The following is an 18306-nucleotide window of genomic DNA, read 5'->3' on the forward strand; positions in this document are numbered from 1 at the left end:
CGTCTTAGAAGGCGCTGAAATATTGCTGAAAAACAATCGGTTCGCATGGTCCATGCCGCAGCGCCACGGTGACGCAACGGGGTTTTACACGGGGACCACCCGATGAGCCTGCAAAGCCGCGCCATTTTGCTGATGATCAGCGCGATCTTCTGTTTTTCGGTGATGGATGCCACAGTCAAGGCGCTGGCGCCCAGCGTTGGCGTTCTTCCAGCGCTCTGGGCGCGCTATGCCGGGCAGATGCTGCTGGTGCTGGTGATCGTTGTGCCCCGGCTGAAACAGGTGGTGCGCACCCGGTATCCAGCGCTGCAATTCCTGCGCTCTGTGCTGCTGATGAGCGCGACCGCCTTCTTTTTCACCGGCCTGAGCAAGATCCCCCTGACGGATGCTGCGGCGCTGATGTCCACCAATCCTGTGCTGATCACCCTTGGCGCGGCGCTGTTCCTGGGCGAGGCTTTGGGTGTGCGGCGCATCGCCGGGATCGCGGTGGCCATGATCGGTGCGATGATCGTCATTCGCCCCGGCAGCGATGTGTTCAGCCCTGCCGCGCTTTATCCGCTGGCGGCCGCGTGCTGCTATTCCGGCTATGCCCTGCTGACGCGCCGGGTCGGCGCCGATGAAGACGTCTGGACGTCGCTGTTTTACACCGGGCTGGTCGGCACCGTTCTGCTGAGCCTTGCGGTGCCCTTTCAATGGCAATCCCCGGATCTGTTCGGGATCGGCCTGATGATCATCATCTCGCTGGCCGGGACCATCGGGCAACTGGCCCTCATTCAGGCGTTTTCCAAAGGCGAAGCGGCAATGCTGGCGCCGTTTTCCTATTCCGGGCTGGCCTTTGCTGCGGTCTGGGGCTTTGTGTTCTTTTCCGAAGTCCCGGATTTCTGGACCATCTTCGGCAGTGTCATGATCGCCGGCGCCGGGCTTTATGTCTGGTATCGCGAGAATTACCGCAAACGCTGAGACACCCGGCGCCAGAGAGGAAGGCTATCTGCGCTCTGCCGCCGGGGGCCAGAGCAGTGACTGCACCGTGTAGACGAGGATCGCCGCACCAACGGCCCCGCCCGCAGCAACCCCCAGAAGCACGATCAGATCGACCGGCCCGCCGATATTGGCCAGTTCGGAATGCGTCATCACCAGCACGAACCACACCGCAAGCACCGCCCCCACCGGCATCGACAGCTGCGCCAGCAGGAATTTGTGCCAGCTGATCTTGCGATCCCGGATCAACACGTAAACGTATCCCAGCGTCACAACGGCCGCCAAGCCGACCATAGCCCAGAACAGGCCGCGGCCAAAAATCTCTTCGAACACCGCAATCAGGGTTCCAACTGTCAGGTCTTTCATCGCCTCTTCCTCCTCAGGCCCGGCCACGCAGCATGGCGTTATAGGTGGCCTTCAACGCCACTTCCTTCATCAGCCAGCTGATCCACAGCTCCTCAAGCGGGGCGATGATCCCGGGGAAGGACGGCACAAGATTGTCGTTGTAATCAAACTCCACCAGCATGGCCCGGCCGATCTGGGTGATCATCGGGCAGGAAGTGTAGCCATTGTAGGTCTCGGTGGGGTCAGTGCCGGTGATGGCCGCGACAAGCCCGTCCTCGACCACTGGCACCTGCCATTTCACGCTGGCGGCGGTCTTGCCCTTGGGAACGCCCGCCACATCACCCAGCGCCCAGATCTCGGGGTAGCGCAGGTGGCGCAGGCTCGCCATGTCGCATTCGACCCAGCCCTGATCGGTCCATTTGTCAGCCCAGCTCAGACCGGACTGGCGGATCACCTCAGGCGCGCGTTGCGGCGGGATGACATGGATATAGTCGTAGTCCAGTTCGACCGAGCCATCCGGGGTCGAAAAGCGTGCCCGGCGCCGCTCGGCGTCGATGCCTTGCAACTGGTGCTGCATATGGCTGGTGATGCCGCGATCACCGAACAACATGCGCACCTTCTCGGCGACGATGGGCACCCCGAACAAAGAGCTCTGCGGCGCTGCGTATTGCACGTCGATCTTGCCGCCGTTTCCCGCCCGTTTGGCGATATCATCAATCAGGAAAGTATGCTTCAGCGGTGCGCCCGCGCATTTCATCTCGGTTTCGGGGCGGGTGAACAGGCCAACGCCGCCCTCCTCAGTAAACTTCGAGGCCGCCTGCCAGGTGCGTGCCGCGTATTCCGGCCCGGCATAAAGCGCGCCAATGCCGTTTTGCCCGACCATATCGAGCGAGAAGCCTTCGATGGCGTCGTGATCCAGAACCAGCCCCGGGGCCACAACCAGGAAGTCATAGGCCAGCGACTGACCGCTCTCGGTGGCGACGGTCTTGGCCTCCGGGTCAATCGCGGCGGCTTTTTCCTGGATCAAGGTCACGCCGTCCGGCAGCCAGTCGCCGGTCTGACTAAGCACGTAATCCGCAGGCTTCAGACCGGCGGCAACCAGTGTCAGGCCGGGCTGGTAAAGGTGCGCTACGCGCGGATCCAGAAGGATGATCTCGGCGCCCTCAAGGCGACGCACCAGCCGGTTGGCGAGCGCCGTGCCACCAGCGCCCGCGCCGATGATAACGATCCGTGCCTTTGTCGGCACCGGCGTGCTGGCGCTGGCCTGCGCCCCAAGCGCCGCAGCCACGCCCGCCGATGCCGCAAGGCCAAAGAGCTGGCGGCGGGTGGGGTTCGTTATGGATTTCGTCATCATCTTTCCTCCGAAAGGGAACTGTGGGCCTGCGCGCCGGGTCCGCGCGCAGGCCGGGCGCTGGTCAGTAACTGGCGATCCGCGCGCCCGGGGCGATCATGGCGCTGGCCATCGCCGGGGGTTTGGCAACACTCACGCCATCCAGCAGGACCGATGGGTCGGCGCCGCGTCCCGGCAGGTAGATCGCACAAACCTCGACCTTGGCGCCGGGCATCGCGGCGATTTTCTGCATCAGGCCCTGCGGGCTCATGCCTTTGGGCGGCTGCGGGGCGGTGGCCGCATCCGGCGCGTCTTTCAGCGCAAGATCCCCGGCCGGGCCACAGAGCAGCACATGCTGCGCGACGCCCTGTTTGGCGGCCTGCATGGCCAGAACCATCGCCATCAGCTGGGTCTGCGGCTCGGGCGCGGTCAGGATCGTCACCAGCGTCTCGGGCTTGTCCTGCGCCACAGCAGGCGTGCAAAGGCCAAGGGCGCTGATCGCTGCAATTGCAAGTTTTTTCATGTCTGAAGTCCTTTCTGGGATCACTCAGGTTGACAGATTTCCCCGCGCAGAACGGCGCGGACCGTGCGGTAGACCAGCCCACCGACGATGAAGCACAGAACGCCGACACCGACGTTTCCGGCCAAGGTATGCAGCGGGCTGGAGATCAGGGTCCCAAAGCGCAGCGTCGCGATTGTCAGTGCCGCAACCGGAAAGCTGAGCGCCCACCAGGACAGGGCAAAGGGCAGGCCGCGCAGCTTGGCCACCTGGGTCGCGGCCAACGCCGTAAAGACCAGCGCCGCGCCATAAAGGATCCGCGCAAAGGCATCGATCACGTCGCCATTCAGTTGCAACCAGGCAAGGAAGCCAACCGCGGGCGGGGCGATCAGGATGGCCAGGGTCGGCACCATGCGTCCGGGCAGCGGATCGTGGAACACCAGCCGGTTCATCACCAGGACCAGCAGCACGATCCAGAACACCAGCCCCGCCGAGAAGAACACCCAGGAGGTTTCCGGGAATCCCAGCTGCACACCCGCCACCGGCGCGACCACGTTGCCCACTGCCGGGATGAACCAGGCAGGCGAGATATGGATGGTCTGAAAGGCCCGGTGCCCGATCCAGTTCGACAGCACCGCCAGCGTCAGCACCCCCTGCCCCAGCGCGCCGATCAGCCAGACCAGCCGCGCCAAATCCTGTGACACCGGCTGCAGGGCGGTGGCGATCAGCAACAGGGAAATTGAAACAGCGGGAAAGAAGGCCAGTTTCACCGGATGCCGCCATTCGGCCAGTATCGCCTGCGGATAGCGCATCGCCTTCAGCGCGTAGACCGCTGCCAGCACGGCAAAGACCAGAACCGTCGCGACCAGTGCCGCGCGGCTGGCGGCTTGCATCCCCGCCGCATGCAGCGCAAGCGTCAGCCCCGACAGCCCCATGACGGCGGCGAAAAAGGGCACCGGAAAGTGCTGGAGCCTCGGCTCCGCAGCCGCAGGATCGGCTGGGGTTTCGGGGGTCTTGGGATCAGCGGTCATCACAGGTCTCCGCAGAAGGTTGGGATCAGGTCCGGAATCGGCAAGGCCGGATCCAGCTTGCTTTGCGTGTCGATGCAGGCTCAGCGCTTATGCTCTCCCACCGGGCACTCCCCCTCTTCCGCGAGGCAGGCATCGGTGCGCAGCTCCAGCCACATGGCGTTCAGGACGGCAAAGAGAGCAGCGAGGGGCAGGCCAAGAAGCCAGGCAAAATACCACATGATATCAACTCCTTCAGTATAGCGTGTCGGCGTTTTCGGTGACGTCTGCCTCGGTGACCTTGCCCCAGAGGACTTTGTAGACCCACGCGGTGTAGGCCAGGATCAGCGGCATGAAGATCGCGGTGACCACCAGCATGATGAACAGGGTCTGATGCGAGCTTGAGGCATCCCAGACGGTCAGCGAGCTGTTCGGGTCCACGGTAGAAGGCAGGATGAACGGGAACATGGTCAGACCGACCGACGCGACAATCCCGGTGATCGCCATCTTTGACCACAGAAGCGTCGAGACCTCGTGCCCAGCCTTCAGCCCGCGTATCGCCATGGCGATCCCGGCAAAGCCCATCAGTGGCGCAACCACGATCCAGGGCCGCGCGACATAGGCCGCAAGCCAGCTGCCTTCCCGGGTTACCTGCGAATACAGCGGATTGGACGGGCCGTTCGGCACCACATCGTTCACCAGCGCAAACCCGTCGATGCCAACCGCCAGCCACAATCCGGCAAGCACATAGCCTCCTGCAGCCACCATTCCGGCCACGGTGCCGATGCGGCGGGCGCGTTCGGCGATCACGCCTTCGGTCTTGAGCGTCAGCCAAGCCGCACCATGCATCAGCAGCATCGAAAAGGACACCACACCGGCCAGCACAGCAAAGGGATGCAAGAGGCCCAGGAACTTGCCGTAGAAGCTGCCTTCGTACATCGGCATCAGGTCTGCGGTCAGGAAGAAGGGCACGCCAAGCAGCACATTGCCCACCGCCACGCCGAACAGCAGCGCCGGAACCGCACCTCCGGCAAACAGCGCCCAATCCCAGCGCGTACGCCATGCGGCACTGTCGCGTTTGGAGCGATACTTGAACGCAACCGGACGCACGATGAGGGCCGCGAGCACCACAAACATCGCGAGATAAAAGCCCGAGAAGGACACCGCATAAAGCGGCGGCCAAGCGGCAAAGATCGCGCCGCCGCCGAGGATGAACCACACCTGGTTCCCTTCCCAGACCGGCCCAACGGTGTTGATCACCACGCGGCGTTCCACATCCGTCTTGGCGACAAAGGGCAACAGCGCGCCAACGCCCATGTCGAACCCGTCGGTCAGGGCAAATCCGATCAGCAGCACGCCCAGAAGCGCCCACCAGATGATCCGCAGCGTGTCAAAATCGATCAGTTCATGAAGGATCATAAGTCTTACTCCGCAGGGGTTGCAGGGGCGGCAACATCACGGCCCGCACCGCGCAGGCGCGTTTCGTGCTGGTCCTGCCAGGCTTCGGTCTCGGCAACGTCCTGAAACGGACCTTTGCGGATGTATTTCACCATCAAGCTGACCTCGATTACGAAGAGGATCGTGTAGAAGATGACGAAACCAGCGAGGGTGATCAGCAGATCCGCGACGCTCAGGTGCGAGGCCGACAGGGCCGTCGGCAACACGCCGTCCACCGTCCAGGGCTGGCGCCCGAACTCGGCCACGAACCAGCCAAGCTCGGCCGCGATCCACGGGGTCGGAATGATGGCAACAGCGGCATAAAGCGACCAGCGCGGGAAGCGCATGTTGCAGAAAGACGCCCGGTAGAAGAAGAAAGCCATCACGCCGATAAAGCTGAAGCCCAGCGCGACCATCAGGCGGAAGGCCCAGAACAGCGGCCCGACGCCCGGAATGGTATCCTCGGCCGCCATGGCGATCTGCTCTTCAGTGGCGTCACGCGGATCGTCCACATAGCGTTTCAGCAGGTAGGCAAACCCCAGATTGTCTGAGTTCTGCTCAAAGATGAACCGCGCCTCGGCCGGGACATTGCCGCGGTTTTCGCGGATGGTCATCAGCGCGTCATAGGCGATGACACCATGGCGGATACGGTCTTCGGCCTCAGCCACCAGATCGTTGATGCCGGGGATTTCCTTGGTCAGGCTGCGGGTGCCAATCAGGCCCATCGCCCAAGGGATATGCACCGCGTAATGGGTCTCGCGGGCTTCCTTGTCGGGCAGGCCGAACAGGGTAAAGGGCGCAGGCGCCGGTTCGGTTTCCCACATCGCCTCGATCGCGGCGAGTTTCATTTTCTGGGTGTGACTGGCGGAATAACCGGATTCATCGCCCAGCACGACCACCGACAGTGCCGCCGCCAGACCAAAGGACGAGGCCACCGCGATCGACCGCCGCGCCAGATCCTTGTGCCGGTTCTGGATCAGATAGAGCGCCGAAACCCCCAGAACAAAGACTGCGGCGGTGACATAGCCCGCGCTGACCGTATGCACGAATTTGGCCTGCGCCACTTCGTTGAACACCACATCAAAGAAAGAGGTCATCTCCATCCGCATGGTGTCGGGGTTGAACTCTGCGCCGACCGGATTCTGCATCCAGCCATTGGCGATCAGGATCCACAGCGCCGAAAAGTTCGACCCGATGGCGACCAGCCAGGCCACCACCATGTGCTGTACTTTCGACAGCTTGTCCCAGCCAAAGAAGAACAACCCGACAAAGGTCGCCTCCATGAAGAAGGCCATCAGCCCCTCAATCGCCAGCGGCGCACCGAAGATGTCACCCACGTAGTGGCTGTAGTAGCTCCAGTTCATACCGAACTGGAATTCCATGGTGATGCCGGTGGCGACGCCAAGGACAAAGTTGATGCCGAACAGGGTGCCCCAGAACTTGGTCATCTGTCGCCAGATGGGGCGGTTCGTCATGACATAGACAGTCTCCATGATCGCCACGAGGATCGACAGACCCAGCGTCAGCGGCACGAAGAGAAAGTGATACATGGCCGTCATCGCAAACTGCAGGCGCGACAGCTCGACCAGTCCGATCTCCATGATACGAGTCCTTTCCATAGGTTTTCCGCATCAAAGATACGGATTTTCAAACTTCATATTCTATATTTGCAATATAACTTTGACGCAGATCAAATTTCCAATCTTAGATGCAGATTTAATTGCGAAGAACCTCGACACAGCGGTCAGCGCCTTCCGTTTCTGCGCTGCGGTGCCCCGCGATCAGAAAAGCCGCATCGGGACAGGCGCGGCGCAGACCGGTCATCACGGCGCGCGCGGTTGCGGCGTCCAGCCCTTCGCTCGGCTCATCCAGCAGCAGAAGGCGCGGCCTGCGCAGAATCGCCCGGGCCAGAACCAACCGCCGTGCCTCGCCGCCCGACAGACCCGCCCCGCGAAAGCCAAGCCGGGTGTCCAGCCCCTCGCGCTGCCGCAGGGTATGCGACAGCTGGCTCGCCTCCAGCGCCTGCCACAGCTCGGCGTCCGGGGCGTTCGGCGCAGCAAGCCGCAGGTTCTCGGCCACGCTGCCCGCGATCAAAGCATGGCGCTGCGGCACCAGGGCGATGCTTTGCGTGCGTGTTTCCAGCGGCAGCTGCGCCGGATCGAGACCGCCGAACCGCACTGTCCCAGCCGAAGGTGTCAGCGCGCCTGCCGCCAGCAGCAAGGCGGTGCTTTTGCCGCTGCCGCTGGGGCCCTGCAGCACAACCGTTTCGCCGGGTGCGACCGTCAGGCTGAGCGGGGCAAAGACCATCCCGCCCTGCCCCCTTTTCAGCGCTACAGCGTCGAAGGTGAGAGAGCCGGATGGAGCCCGGATAGATGCCTGACTGGATGCGATCTCGGTTTCGACGGAGGGCAGGATACGCCGCGCGGCCTGCGTCATGCGGCCAATCTCGGCCAGCGCGCGCCGCACCGGAGCTACCGTTTCGCCAAGGGCCAGCGCCGCGAAGATGGCGATCGCCGCCTCAGCCGCCGTGATGCTGCCCTGCTGCACCAGCGCCATGCCCATCCCGAGGGCCAGCGCCGTCATTGCTGCAGCAGTCATATCCAGAAACGCTCCGGCGCGCCGCTCGGTCCTATCAAGCCGCGCACGTGCTGCACCATGCCGCGAAAAGGCAGAAAGGACAGCATCGGTGGCGACGCCGATCTGGCCATATACGGTCAGATCATCGCGCCCGGCGATCAGGTCAATCAACCGGCTGCGGCCTGCCTGCATCGCAGCCTCAGCCCGCCGCGCTGGTTTTGTCGCCAGTTTCTGCCCCAGTAGGAACACCCCCGTCGGCAGCAGCAGGTAGCCGCCCCCGATGATCAGTGCCAGCGCCGGGTGCACCAGCACCCATAGCAGCAGCGTGCTGAGCAGGATCACGACCCAACCAGCCAGCGCGGGCAGCATCAGCCGCAACAGCGCCCCATCCAGCGCATCCGTATCCGCCGTCACCCGGTTGAGGAAAGCATTGGCGCGCATCCGCTCCAGATGCCGGTGCGGGCTGTGCAACAGCCCCGTCAGCAACCGAACCCGCAGCACCGACAGCGCCCGAAGGGTCGCATCATGGGTCAGCACCCGCTCTCCGTACCGGGCGGCGGTCCGCCCCAGCGCCAGAAGGCGCACCATCGCCGAGGGGGCAAAGACGTTGAACAGGATGCCAATCCCAGCCATGCCGGCAGCCGCCGCTGCGGTGATGAACCAGCCCGACAGGCCCAGAAGCGCCACGCCCATGGCCAGCACCACCACAGACAGCAAAAGCCCCCGTAGCAGGCTGCGGCGTTCAGCGCGCAGGACGATCCGGAGCAGGTGTATCAGATCCCTCATGACGGGTCCTCCGGCTGGGCAAGGGTGATCTGCCGGTCCAGACGTGCAGCCAGCGCCGGGTCGTGCGTCGCCACGATCAGGGTGCCACCCGCCTGCGCAAAGCGCATCAGCCCGTCGGTGATGGCTAATGCTGTTGCAGCGTCCAGATCCGCCGTCGGTTCATCCGCGATGATCAGCCCCGGTGCGCCCTGCATGGCGCGCGCCAGCGTCACCCGCCGCGCCTCTCCGCCCGACAGACCCGCACCGCGCTCTCCAAGTAAATACAGATCGCCCTTTGGCAGCGCCTTCAGCACCTGCTCCAACTGCGCTGCCTCCAAAAGGTCCGGCTCCAGCGGCGCGCCAAAGGCGATGTTGTAGCGCAGGCTGCGATTGAGGAAATGCGGCGCCTGAGGCATCCAGCCGAGCGACGCCCGCCACGCCGCCGCGTTGCTATCATCCAGCGGCTGACCATCCAGCAAGACCGCGCCCTGATCCGGCTGCTCCAGCCCTGCCAGCAGTCGCAAAAGGGTGGACTTGCCGCAGCCACTGGGACCGGTGAGAGCGACAGTCTCTCCGGGGACGATGGAAAGATCAGGATAGGCAATGCCGCGATGCACCACGCCCGACAACCGCAGAACGGGCTGAGGGGTCAAAGATGCGACATCACCGCCCTGTCCCACTCGAACCGGGCGGTCTTCGGCGCGCCATCCGGCGATTTCATCCTGCACCGCCTCGGCTGCGGCACGATCATGCCAGGCGGCCGCAAGATCCCGCAGAGGCTGGAAAAATTCGGGCGCCAGCAGCAGAAGGTAGATCCCCGCCGCCGGAGACAGTTCCGTGCCCCAGGCGCCCCAGCTGAGTTCCCCCAGCAGTGAAAAGCCGACCCAGATCGCAACCATCGCCACGCCCAGCGCCGAAAACAGCTCCAGCACCGTGGAGGACAGGAAGGCGATCCGCAGCACCGACATCGTCCGCTCCCGCAGGTCTTCCGAGGCGCGGGCGAAGCCATCGACCATCTGCGGCCCGGCCCCGATCAGGCGCAGATCCGACAGTGCCGCCAGCCGGTCCACCAGCAGATCGCTGAGCTGACCAATCTCCACCATCTGCCGTTCGCTGGCCGATTGGGCCGCCCAGCCCACAAGCGCCATGAAGACCGGGATCAAAGGCCCGGCCAGTAGCAGGACCAGCGTAACCGCCCAGCTGTGCCAGACCGCGATGCCGAGGATCACCAGCGGCATCACCGCCGAACGCATCCGCGCCGGGCGATAGCGCATGAGATAGGGGCGCAGCGCCTCCAGTTTCTCCCCGGCCAGCGCAGCCAGCGCGCCCGGCCCGCCAAGGGCAGAGGGCTGTGTGCTTTGCGCCTCAACCGTCGTGATCTCCTGCCGCAGGACATCGATCCGCGCATCGGCAGCCTCGGCAAGGCAGCGATCCGACATGGCGGACAGCGCAGCCCGCAGCGCGGCCAGCGCGAAGAAACTCGTCGCCATGAGAACGGGTGACAGCACCGCAGGATCCGTCAGCAAAGCCGCCAGCGACCAAGCGATTACCGCAGCAGCGGCCAGCCATGTCAGCGATGCGGCAAGGCTCAGCAGTGTGCCAAGGCCCTCGCCCCGAATGGAAGAGGCAGTCTGCAATCTCACGGAGAACTCCGGATTAACCCGCATTTTGAATATGACTTTATCCAAGGTAACGGGATGGTGATTTGATCTGGCGCAAGACAAAATCCGAATGGCCGGTGTAACAAATATGCCAACCCAAGGGCCAAACACCGGGAGCGCCGATGAGACTGACAACCCGCACCAACCTGGCTGCGCGCATTCTGATGGCCTGTGCGACCAACGGGGACCGGCTGCTTCGAACCGCCGAGATCTCCGAATTGTGCAACTGTTCGACCAATCACGCCGCCCATGTGGTGCAGCGCCTGCATGCCGAGGGGTTCCTGACCACCCTACGCGGTCGCACCGGTGGCATTCGCCTGGCGCGCGCGGCCGACCAGATCTCCATCGGCACGATGTTCCGCCTGTTCGAGGCCGACATTCCCTTTGCCGAGTGTTTCGATGCCGAGCACAACAGCTGCCCGCTGACCGAGACCTGTCGCCTGCGCAGCTATCTGGAGCGCGCCCTGGGAGCGTTCTACCATGAACTCGACATGGTGACGCTGGAGGACCTGGTGCGCGGCAATTGCGGTCTTGCCAAGCTTCTGGCGATGCACCCGGCCCCGCCCGCACAATGCGGCGCGGAACTGGGCCAGGGCGGCTGAACACCTTAGCGAGGTTTGAACTGATCCAGCGGCAATTTCAGGTAGGAATGGCCATTCCCTTCGGGCGCGGGCAGGCGCCCGCCGCGAATGTTGACCTGCAGCGCCGCCAGCATCAGCCGTGGCAACGGCAATGTGGCATCACGCGCATCCCGCAGGCTGCGATACTCCGCTTCGCCGGGGGCGTCCTTCAGATGGATATTCGTCGCCTTATGTTCGGTCACCGTGGCAACGCATTGCGCGGCGCGCCCTTTGGGGGCGTAATCGTGGCCGACAAAGACCCGGGTGTCATCGGGCAGCGCAAGGATATCCTGAATGCTGTCGAACAGCGCCTTTGAACTGCCGCCGGGAAAATCCGCGCGGGAGGTTCCGCTATCGGGCATCATCAGCGTGTCATGCACAAATGCCGCGTCGCCTGCCACATAGGTGACCGAGGCCAGCGTGTGCCCCGGTGAGAACATCACCCGGACCGGCACCTCGCCGACATTAAAGGTCTCTCCATCGGTAAACAGGTGGTCCCACTGGCTGCCATCGGTCGGGAAATCGTCAGGCAGGTTATAGATTTCCTTCCACAGCTTCTGCACCCCCACGACCTTTTCCCCGATCGCGGTGGGCGCGCCGGTCCGGGCCTTCAGCCACTGCGCGGCGGAAAAGTGGTCGGCATGGGGATGCGTATCGAGGATCCAAACCAGATCGATACCCGTCGCCTGCACGTAATCCAGCAGGCGCTGAGCATTGGCAGAGCTGGTAGCACCAGACAGCGGATCGAAGTCCAGCACCGGGTCGATAATGGCGCCCTTCATGGTCGCCGGATCGTGGAACACATACTGCCAGCTTCCGGTGGGCTGATCCCAGAAGGATTTCACAACAGGGGTTTGCATGGGGACATCTCCTAGTCTTGGGGTTTTCTACGCGGGATGTTCAGCCCGGCGGCACGCTGGGGCCGCCGGGCTGGATCTCGTGTTCGACGCAGATCAGAGGCTACGGGTCGAGAAGTACCAATCCACCGTGTCATAGCCTTCTTCGCCACGGGCCATGGCTGCCTCGGGCGTTGCGGGCGTCGGTACGATCACTGCGTCACCGGGCTTCCAGTTCTCCGGCATGGCACATTTGTTCTCGTCCGCGGTTTGCATCGCCACCAGCAGGCGGTAGATTTCATCCACCGAACGACCCGCGTTCATCGGGTAATAGACCATCGCCCGCAGCACTCCTTCGGGATCGATCAGGAAGGTGGCGCGCACGGCAGCGGTGTCCGAGGCTCCCGGCTGGATCATGCCATAGGCCTGTGCCACCGCCATGTTCAGATCGGCAATGATCGGAAACCCGATCTCGACGCCGAACTTCTCCTTGATGTTCAGCATCCAGGCGATGTGGCTGTAGTGGCTGTCGATCGACAGGCCAAGCAGTTCGGTATTGCGGGCAGCAAAGTCGCCTTGCTTCTTGGCAAAGGCAATGAATTCGGTGGTGCAGACCGGCGTAAAATCCGCCGGGTGCGAGAACAGGATCAGCCATTTCCCACGATAATCCTCCAGCGTTTTCTGACCATGGGTGGTCAGCGCATCAAACGCCGGGGCAGCTTCATTGAGGCGAGGGCCTGTGGGGGCAATCTGGTCGGTCATCTGTCATCTCCTGAGCAGGTCGTTTCGATGATCTGAAGATGGGGCCTTGCCTTATATTTGTGAAATTGAATATTTATTGGATAGTTATAGAGAGGGTCTATAAATGTTCACCCTGCGCCAGCTTCGCTTTCTGATCGCACTTGCGGACGAGCTGAACTTTTCCCGCGCGGCCGATATTTGCTTTGTGACCCAGCCAACGCTGAGTGCCGGGATACAGGAGCTTGAGGCGCAATTGGGTGTGACCCTGTTCGAACGCACCAAGCGCAGCGTGATGCTGACTGAGGTCGGGGCGGAGGTCGTCGCGCGCGCCCGCAAGCTGCTTTTGGATGCCGAAGACATCAGGATGCTGGCACAGGCCCACAGCAACCCGTTTGAAGGCGACCTGCGCCTCGGCGTCATTCCCACCGTCGGTCCCTACCTGATCCCGCAGACCCTGCCAGTCATTCGCAGCACTTTTCCAAAACTGCGTCTGTTCCTGCGTGAAGAGCTGACCGAAAGCCTGATCGACGGTTTGCACAGCGGGCGGCTGGACCTGATCCTGATCGCCCTGCCCTTTGAAACCGGGTCACTGAGCATCGAGCCGCTGTTCGAGGATGGCTATCAGCTGGCGACACCGCCGGGCAGCCCCGCAACGCCGAGCAAAGGGTCTGAAACCCTACTGACCTCCGGCCATCTAATGCTGCTGGAAAAGGGCCATTGTCTGCAACGCCACGCGCTGGAGGCCTATCCCGGGAAAATCTCGAACCAGCAAGATGATTTTGCCGCAACCAGCCTGCCGACGCTGATCGCGATGGTGTCCGAAGGGCTGGGGATCACGCTATTGCCCAACCTCGCGGTGGAGGCCGGTGTGGTCGCCAAGGGTCAGGTGCACCTCACCGATCTGCCCGATGCCTGTCCCCGGCAGATCGTTCTCGCCTGGCGGTCAGGGTCCGCCCGCGCCGAGGTGTTCCGGCGTCTGGGCGAGGTGCTGAGAGGGGAACGCCCCCGCCCGGAATAGGTTCCCCCGCTGATCACGCGCCAGTAGGCAAGGAGGTCAGAAAGGTCGAAACCGCCTCAATCGCGGCCGCCATGTCGGCGTCTGATGCAAATTCCTCCGGCTTGTGGCTGACGCCATCCTTGCAGCGGAGAAACAGCATCGAGATCGGACAAAGATCTGCCATGGCCGAAGCATCATGCGTCGCCCCCGATGGCAGCCGCGGCGCGGTCGGGCAGCCCTGTCGCACTGCTGCTTCAAGCGCCGTCACCAGACCCGCGTCACAGGGCACGGCGGGCTGATCATATGTGCGCTGCATCGCAAAGCCCGCATTGCGTTTCTGGGCAATCTTCTGTCCCAGCGCCTGCGCGAATGCGGCAAACTCTTCACGGGCTTCATCCTGCAAAGCCCGGATTTCCAGCGTCAGCTCCACCTGGCGAGGAATTGCATTCACAACATTCGGAAGCAGCGAAAGGGATCCCACCGTGGCGCGCAGGTCCGCAATTTTATTGGCGGCATCAAAAACCTCGGTAATAAACTCCGAGGCCGCGACCAAGGCATCCCGGCGCCCTGCCATGGGCACCGTGCCCGCATGGCCAGTGTCACCGGTAAAGATCACCGTGTTGCGCTCGATCCCGCAGATGCCGGTGACAATGCCCAGCGCCACATCCCCGTCTTCCAGCACCGGCCCCTGTTCGATGTGAAGCTCCAGATACCCCAAGGTTGCCGCCGGATCGCGCCGCAGCGCCGCCACCCCGTCCGGATCGCCACCAAAATCCGCCAGCGCCTGCCGCAGCGATACACCGCTGCGGTCGGTCATCTCCAGAACAGATGGATCAAAGGTCCCCGCCAGAGCCCGTGGCCCCATCAGCGCCGTCGGAAACCGCACGCCTTCCTCATCCGCAAAGGCCAGAACCTCAACCGCGAAGGGCAGATCAGTGCCCTCCGCTGTCAGCTTTTCAACCGCAAGACATCCCAGAGCGACACCCATGATGCCATCGTAACGGCCACCGTTGCGTACCGAATCCTGATGCGAGCCGATCAGAAAGGTCGGCGCCCCGGCGGGCCCTTCCTTGCGTCCGATCAGGGTTCCTGCGGCATCCCAGCGCACCGCCATCCCCGCAGCTTCCATCCAGGCGCGGATAATCTTGGCCGCCTCACCATGTTCGGTGGTGAACGGAAACCGCGTAACACCTTCGGAATCTACGCTGCACTGCGCAATCTCTGCCAAACGGTTCTGCGCGATCTGACCCCAGTCCATCCCGGTCTCCATATTTATAATGATAAATTAGGCACTACACATGGCGCCCTATGAAGTCTATATTTTTATAATGATAAAAACAGAGGTTCCGAATGGACGGCAGCAACACGCCCCCCACAAAACCCAAGAAATCCCGCCCCGTCCGGGTCGCGGAAGAGATCAAGCAGTGGGTGGTCGAGCGTGACCTGAAAAAGGGCGACAAGCTGCCCAACGAAAGCGCCATGATCGAGGAATTCGGCGTCTCCAAGGGCACCGTGCGCGAAGCGCTGCGCATCCTTGAGGCGCAGGGCCTGATCGTGACCAAGACCGGCCCCGGTGGCGGCAGCATGGTTGGCGAGGTTTCTGCCGAACGCGCCCGGTCTCTCTTGGCGAATTATTTCTACTTTCAGGACCTGTCGGTGGCGGACATCTATCAGATGCGCCGGGCGCTGGAGCCCGAACTTGCCGCCAGTCTGGCCGGAAAGTTGAGCGAAGCGCAGCTGGCAGAGCTGCAGGAGCTTGCCGAACGCTATCCCGAGCCGGCCAAATCTTCGGAAGAAGAGAAAGAGCAGCATATCGCCTCGCTCATCTTCCATGCGCGGCTGTCCGATTTTGCCAACAACAGGCTTTTGGGTTTTGTCATCGGTTTCATGGCGCAGATCCTGACCGATCTGACGGTGTATCGCGGTCTCTATGATCCGCCGAATGTGGAGCTGTGGCGCAAGGGGCGCAAACACCAGCTGCAACTGGTCGAGGCGCTGCGCAGCTGCGATGCAGACCGGGCGCGCGAGATCATGGCCTCGCACATGCAGGTGGCCGAGGACCTGATGCGCGGCCAAGAGGCCCATCTGATGCGCCGCTTTATCGGGGAGTGAGGCGGCGCTTCCGGGGCGTGAATCAATCTCTGCCCCCGGATGTTTTGTGGTGGCCAGCCAATGGCCGCACCATTTTGGCAGGCATGCGGGAATCAGACGCAGAGGCACGAAACAGCCTGCAGGGAATCGACCGGATTACCGCAATTCGAATCGCAGTCTGCATAACGGATAGTCACGAAACCCGCGCAAATTAGGCCAGTTCACATGGCAAAACCATAAGACCGATATGGCGGGCTATTTCCGGGATATATTATCGGGAAAGTTTACTGGTGCTGCTGGAGAGAATTGAACTCTCGACCTCTCCCTTACCAAGGGAGTGCTCTACCTCTGAGCTACAGCAGCGCCGGTGAAGGGGCTTTTAGGGATAAACGCAGAGCGGCGCAAGACCATTCTGGACGGTTTTTTCACACTAAGTTACACAAGGTTTATGGCAGATAAAAAATCACCAAAAACCAGTGCTCAGTCCACCACCCGCGAGGATCGCCTCAAGGCCGCCCTGAAGGCCAACATGGCCCGCCGCAAGGCGCAGGCTAAGGCGCGTGCCGGGAAACAGGACGAGCAAACAGGCGGTTCGGAAAGGTAGAGCGGATGGATTCGATTCTGGTAACGGGCAATGGCCCCCTTCAGGGGCAGATCCCCATCGCGGGGGCAAAGAATGCCTGCCTTACCCTGATGCCGGCAACGCTGCTCAGCGAAGAACCGCTGACCCTGACCAATGCACCGCGGCTGAGCGACATCAAGACGATGACCCAGCTGCTGCAATCCCTTGGCGCCGAGGTTTCCGCGCTTCAGGACGGTCAGGTGCAGGCCATGTCGAGCCACAACCTCGACAATCACGTGGCCGATTATGACATCGTGCGCAAAATGCGGGCGTCGAATCTGGTGCTGGGGCCGATGCTGGCCCGACTGGGTCAGGCGGTGGTGTCGCTGCCGGGGGGCTGCGCCATCGGTGCGCGCCCAATGGATCTGCATATTCACGGGCTGGAGGCGCTTGGCGCCGAGATCGACCTGCGCGACGGCTATCTTCATGCCAAGGCGCCTGGTGGACTGAAAGGCGCGGTGATCGATCTTGCCTTTGCTTCGGTCGGGGCCACTGAAAATATCCTGATGGCGGCGACCCTGGCCAAGGGCACCACCGTCATCAACAACGCCGCGCGGGAGCCGGAAATTTCGGATCTCGCCGATTGCCTGCGCAAGATGGGCGCCCAGATCGAAGGCGACGGCACTTCGCGAATCGAAGTTCAGGGCGTTGACCGCCTGCACGGCGCCACCCACCAGGTGGTAACCGACCGGATCGAGCTTGGCACATATATGCTGGCACCGGTTATCTGTGGCGGCGAAGTCGAACTGCTGGGCGGCCGCATGGATCTGGTCGGTGCTTTTGCCGAAAAGCTGGACGAGGCAGGCGTCGCCATCGAGGAAACAGACGCGGGCCTGAAAGTGCGCCGCCGCGGCGACAGGGTGAAGGCGGTCAATGTGACCACAGAACCCTTCCCCGGCTTCCCGACCGATCTTCAGGCGCAGATGATGGCGCTGATGTGCACCGCCGATGGGGTCAGCGTTCTGGAAGAAAAGATTTTCGAAAATCGCTTCATGCACGCGCCGGAGTTGACCCGCATGGGCGCCCGCATTGACGTGCAGGGCGGCACCGCCACCGTAACCGGAGTTGAGCGGCTGAAAGGTGCCCCGGTGATGGCCACCGATTTGCGCGCTTCGGTCTCTTTGATTCTGGCGGGACTTGCGGCCGAGGGTGAAACACTGGTCAACCGGGTCTACCATCTGGACCGCGGCTATGAACATGTTGTGGGCAAACTGTCCGGCGTTGGCGCAAAAATTGAACGGATCAAGGGGACCTGATGGCAGACGCAACCTTTGAAGAGGGCCGCGAGGCGCCGCTGAACCTTGGCGCGCAGGAAGAAGAGGACCTGAAGGTCATTTCGGCGCTGGTGCAGGATTCGGTGTTTCCGGTTACCGAAATGCGCTGGCAGGCCTCCCGGCACCGCTTTGCGCTGCTGGTCAACCGGTTCCGCTGGGAGGATCGCGCCGCAGCCGAAAAGCGCGCCCGCGCTTACGAGCGGGTGCAATCGCTGCTGGTGGTCGACAATGTGCTGGGCGTCGCCTCACAAGGGGTCGATCGCAGCGACAAGGATCTTGTGCTGTCGCTGTTGTCGCTGTCCTTTGAACCCGGCGAAGACGGCGCGGGCCACCTGGTGCTGACCCTGGCCGGCGATGGCGCCATCCGCCTCTCCGTCGAAGCCATTGATGTTTCGCTGCGCGATGTGACCCGGCCCTATACTGCGCCTTCCGGCAAGGCGCCCGATCACGGCGACGCCTGACGCCGCTGCCCGGTGGGCTGCGGCAGGGCAAACTGCTGCACCCGGCGGCAAAGGCTTGTCCCGGCGCG

General features: G+C 62.8%; 19 protein-coding genes and 1 tRNA gene. 7 read left to right on the forward strand and 13 right to left on the reverse strand.

Translation table 11 applies throughout. The annotated features are described in order from the left end of the window. The first annotated feature begins 102 nt into the window (after positions 1–102). Complete coding sequence (locus AC5SSZ_RS19375) at positions 103–957, forward strand: DMT family transporter (RefSeq protein ID WP_495439517.1); 855 nt, start codon at positions 103–105, stop codon at positions 955–957. Between the two features lie 24 nt (positions 958–981). On the opposite strand, the gene AC5SSZ_RS19380 is transcribed toward AC5SSZ_RS19375, so the two are convergent. From AC5SSZ_RS19380 to cydD, 9 genes are all read right to left on the reverse strand, one after another. After that, positions 982–1341, reverse strand: coding sequence for a DUF5368 domain-containing protein (locus AC5SSZ_RS19380; protein ID WP_274827529.1), 360 nt, complete (start codon positions 1339–1341; stop codon positions 982–984). A gap of 13 nt (positions 1342–1354) precedes the next feature. Then, positions 1355–2674, reverse strand: a complete 1320-nt coding sequence (locus AC5SSZ_RS19385) for an NAD(P)/FAD-dependent oxidoreductase (RefSeq protein WP_495439519.1) — start codon at positions 2672–2674, stop codon at positions 1355–1357. Between the two features lie 61 nt (positions 2675–2735). After that, a complete protein-coding gene (locus AC5SSZ_RS19390) occupies positions 2736–3173 on the reverse strand; it encodes a DsrE family protein (protein ID WP_274839386.1) in 438 nt (145 codons plus the stop codon). A gap of 20 nt (positions 3174–3193) precedes the next feature. Beyond that, the gene (locus AC5SSZ_RS19395; RefSeq protein ID WP_495439521.1) at positions 3194–4180 is read right to left on the reverse strand and encodes an SLAC1 anion channel family protein; all 987 of its coding nucleotides are present in this window, start codon (positions 4178–4180) and stop codon (positions 3194–3196) included. 80 nt (positions 4181–4260) lie between these two features. Further along, on the reverse strand, positions 4261–4398 hold the full coding sequence (cydX, locus tag AC5SSZ_RS19400) for a cytochrome bd-I oxidase subunit CydX (RefSeq protein WP_274827525.1): 138 nt from the start codon (positions 4396–4398) through the stop codon (positions 4261–4263). Positions 4399–4411: 13 nt separating this feature from the next. Continuing rightward, the gene (gene cydB / locus AC5SSZ_RS19405) at positions 4412–5575 is read right to left on the reverse strand and encodes a cytochrome d ubiquinol oxidase subunit II (RefSeq protein WP_065272419.1); all 1164 of its coding nucleotides are present in this window, start codon (positions 5573–5575) and stop codon (positions 4412–4414) included. 5 nt (positions 5576–5580) lie between these two features. Beyond that, complete coding sequence (locus AC5SSZ_RS19410; protein ID WP_495439525.1) at positions 5581–7194, reverse strand: cytochrome ubiquinol oxidase subunit I; 1614 nt, start codon at positions 7192–7194, stop codon at positions 5581–5583. Between the two features lie 115 nt (positions 7195–7309). After that, positions 7310–8956 carry an amino acid ABC transporter ATP-binding/permease protein gene (locus AC5SSZ_RS19415; protein WP_495439528.1) on the reverse strand — a complete coding sequence of 549 codons (1647 nt, stop codon included), beginning with the start codon at positions 8954–8956 and terminating at the stop codon, positions 7310–7312. Then, positions 8953–10578, reverse strand: a complete 1626-nt coding sequence (gene cydD / locus AC5SSZ_RS19420) for a thiol reductant ABC exporter subunit CydD (protein ID WP_495439530.1) — start codon at positions 10576–10578, stop codon at positions 8953–8955. Before cydD ends, AC5SSZ_RS19415 begins: the two co-directional genes overlap by 4 nt. Positions 10579–10718: 140 nt before the next feature. Here cydD and AC5SSZ_RS19425 point away from each other — a divergent pair, with 140 nt between their 5' ends. Continuing rightward, on the forward strand, positions 10719–11198 hold the full coding sequence (locus AC5SSZ_RS19425) for an RrF2 family transcriptional regulator (protein ID WP_065272416.1): 480 nt from the start codon (positions 10719–10721) through the stop codon (positions 11196–11198). Positions 11199–11203: 5 nt separating this feature from the next. Here AC5SSZ_RS19425 and AC5SSZ_RS19430 read toward each other — a convergent pair whose 3' ends face one another. Next, a complete protein-coding gene (locus AC5SSZ_RS19430) occupies positions 11204–12076 on the reverse strand; it encodes an MBL fold metallo-hydrolase (protein WP_495439533.1) in 873 nt (290 codons plus the stop codon). 93 nt (positions 12077–12169) lie between these two features. Beyond that, positions 12170–12814 (reverse strand): peroxiredoxin, encoded by a 645-nt coding sequence (locus AC5SSZ_RS19435; RefSeq protein ID WP_495439535.1) that lies wholly within the window; start codon positions 12812–12814, stop codon positions 12170–12172. Positions 12815–12917: 103 nt separating this feature from the next. Here AC5SSZ_RS19435 and AC5SSZ_RS19440 point away from each other — a divergent pair, with 103 nt between their 5' ends. Then, a complete protein-coding gene (locus AC5SSZ_RS19440) occupies positions 12918–13811 on the forward strand; it encodes a hydrogen peroxide-inducible genes activator (protein ID WP_495439537.1) in 894 nt (297 codons plus the stop codon). Between the two features lie 13 nt (positions 13812–13824). On the opposite strand, the gene AC5SSZ_RS19445 is transcribed toward AC5SSZ_RS19440, so the two are convergent. Beyond that, the gene (locus tag AC5SSZ_RS19445; RefSeq protein WP_495439539.1) at positions 13825–15048 is read right to left on the reverse strand and encodes a M20 family metallo-hydrolase; all 1224 of its coding nucleotides are present in this window, start codon (positions 15046–15048) and stop codon (positions 13825–13827) included. 92 nt (positions 15049–15140) lie between these two features. Here AC5SSZ_RS19445 and AC5SSZ_RS19450 point away from each other — a divergent pair, with 92 nt between their 5' ends. Continuing rightward, positions 15141–15902 (forward strand): FadR/GntR family transcriptional regulator, encoded by a 762-nt coding sequence (locus AC5SSZ_RS19450; RefSeq protein WP_065272412.1) that lies wholly within the window; start codon positions 15141–15143, stop codon positions 15900–15902. Between the two features lie 267 nt (positions 15903–16169). Here the strand turns inward: AC5SSZ_RS19450 and AC5SSZ_RS19455 are convergent. Then, positions 16170–16244 (reverse strand) — tRNA-Thr (locus AC5SSZ_RS19455). A 4-nt stretch (positions 16245–16248) separates the two neighbouring features. Here AC5SSZ_RS19455 and AC5SSZ_RS19460 point away from each other — a divergent pair. Genes AC5SSZ_RS19460 through AC5SSZ_RS19470 form a run of 3 tightly spaced genes read left to right on the forward strand, consistent with a single transcriptional unit; the run spans position 16249 to position 18238 of the window. Next, positions 16249–16485, forward strand: coding sequence for a hypothetical protein (locus AC5SSZ_RS19460; protein ID WP_495440361.1), 237 nt, complete (start codon positions 16249–16251; stop codon positions 16483–16485). A gap of 5 nt (positions 16486–16490) precedes the next feature. Further along, positions 16491–17759, forward strand: coding sequence for a UDP-N-acetylglucosamine 1-carboxyvinyltransferase (gene murA / locus AC5SSZ_RS19465; protein WP_495439542.1), 1269 nt, complete (start codon positions 16491–16493; stop codon positions 17757–17759). Then, positions 17759–18238, forward strand: coding sequence for a DUF2948 family protein (locus AC5SSZ_RS19470; protein WP_495439544.1), 480 nt, complete (start codon positions 17759–17761; stop codon positions 18236–18238). The genes murA and AC5SSZ_RS19470 overlap by 1 nt, the downstream gene beginning before the upstream one ends. Positions 18239–18306: the final 68 nt, after the last annotated feature.

It is taken from the genome of Phaeobacter sp. CC-HEC084 (assembly GCF_059429255.1).

Excerpts from the sequence above, each read along its gene's own strand:
- AC5SSZ_RS19435 (WP_495439535.1), bottom strand. The coding sequence starts at position 12,814 with ATGACCGACCAGATTGCCCCCACAGGCCCTCGCCTCAATGAAGCTGCC.
- AC5SSZ_RS19425 (WP_065272416.1), top strand. The coding sequence starts at position 10,719 with ATGAGACTGACAACCCGCACCAACCTGGCTGCGCGCATTCTGATGGCC.
- AC5SSZ_RS19445 (WP_495439539.1), bottom strand. The coding sequence starts at position 15,048 with ATGGACTGGGGTCAGATCGCGCAGAACCGTTTGGCAGAGATTGCGCAG.
- murA (WP_495439542.1), top strand. The coding sequence starts at position 16,491 with ATGGATTCGATTCTGGTAACGGGCAATGGCCCCCTTCAGGGGCAGATC.
- AC5SSZ_RS19440 (WP_495439537.1), top strand. The coding sequence starts at position 12,918 with ATGTTCACCCTGCGCCAGCTTCGCTTTCTGATCGCACTTGCGGACGAG.
- cydX (WP_274827525.1), bottom strand. The coding sequence starts at position 4,398 with ATGTGGTATTTTGCCTGGCTTCTTGGCCTGCCCCTCGCTGCTCTCTTT.
- AC5SSZ_RS19380 (WP_274827529.1), bottom strand. The coding sequence starts at position 1,341 with ATGAAAGACCTGACAGTTGGAACCCTGATTGCGGTGTTCGAAGAGATT.
- AC5SSZ_RS19375 (WP_495439517.1), top strand. The coding sequence starts at position 103 with ATGAGCCTGCAAAGCCGCGCCATTTTGCTGATGATCAGCGCGATCTTC.
- AC5SSZ_RS19415 (WP_495439528.1), bottom strand. The coding sequence starts at position 8,956 with ATGAGGGATCTGATACACCTGCTCCGGATCGTCCTGCGCGCTGAACGC.
- AC5SSZ_RS19410 (WP_495439525.1), bottom strand. The coding sequence starts at position 7,194 with ATGGAGATCGGACTGGTCGAGCTGTCGCGCCTGCAGTTTGCGATGACG.
- AC5SSZ_RS19395 (WP_495439521.1), bottom strand. The coding sequence starts at position 4,180 with ATGACCGCTGATCCCAAGACCCCCGAAACCCCAGCCGATCCTGCGGCT.
- AC5SSZ_RS19450 (WP_065272412.1), top strand. The coding sequence starts at position 15,141 with ATGGACGGCAGCAACACGCCCCCCACAAAACCCAAGAAATCCCGCCCC.
- AC5SSZ_RS19385 (WP_495439519.1), bottom strand. The coding sequence starts at position 2,674 with ATGATGACGAAATCCATAACGAACCCCACCCGCCGCCAGCTCTTTGGC.
- cydB (WP_065272419.1), bottom strand. The coding sequence starts at position 5,575 with ATGATCCTTCATGAACTGATCGATTTTGACACGCTGCGGATCATCTGG.
- AC5SSZ_RS19430 (WP_495439533.1), bottom strand. The coding sequence starts at position 12,076 with ATGCAAACCCCTGTTGTGAAATCCTTCTGGGATCAGCCCACCGGAAGC.
- AC5SSZ_RS19470 (WP_495439544.1), top strand. The coding sequence starts at position 17,759 with ATGGCAGACGCAACCTTTGAAGAGGGCCGCGAGGCGCCGCTGAACCTT.
- AC5SSZ_RS19390 (WP_274839386.1), bottom strand. The coding sequence starts at position 3,173 with ATGAAAAAACTTGCAATTGCAGCGATCAGCGCCCTTGGCCTTTGCACG.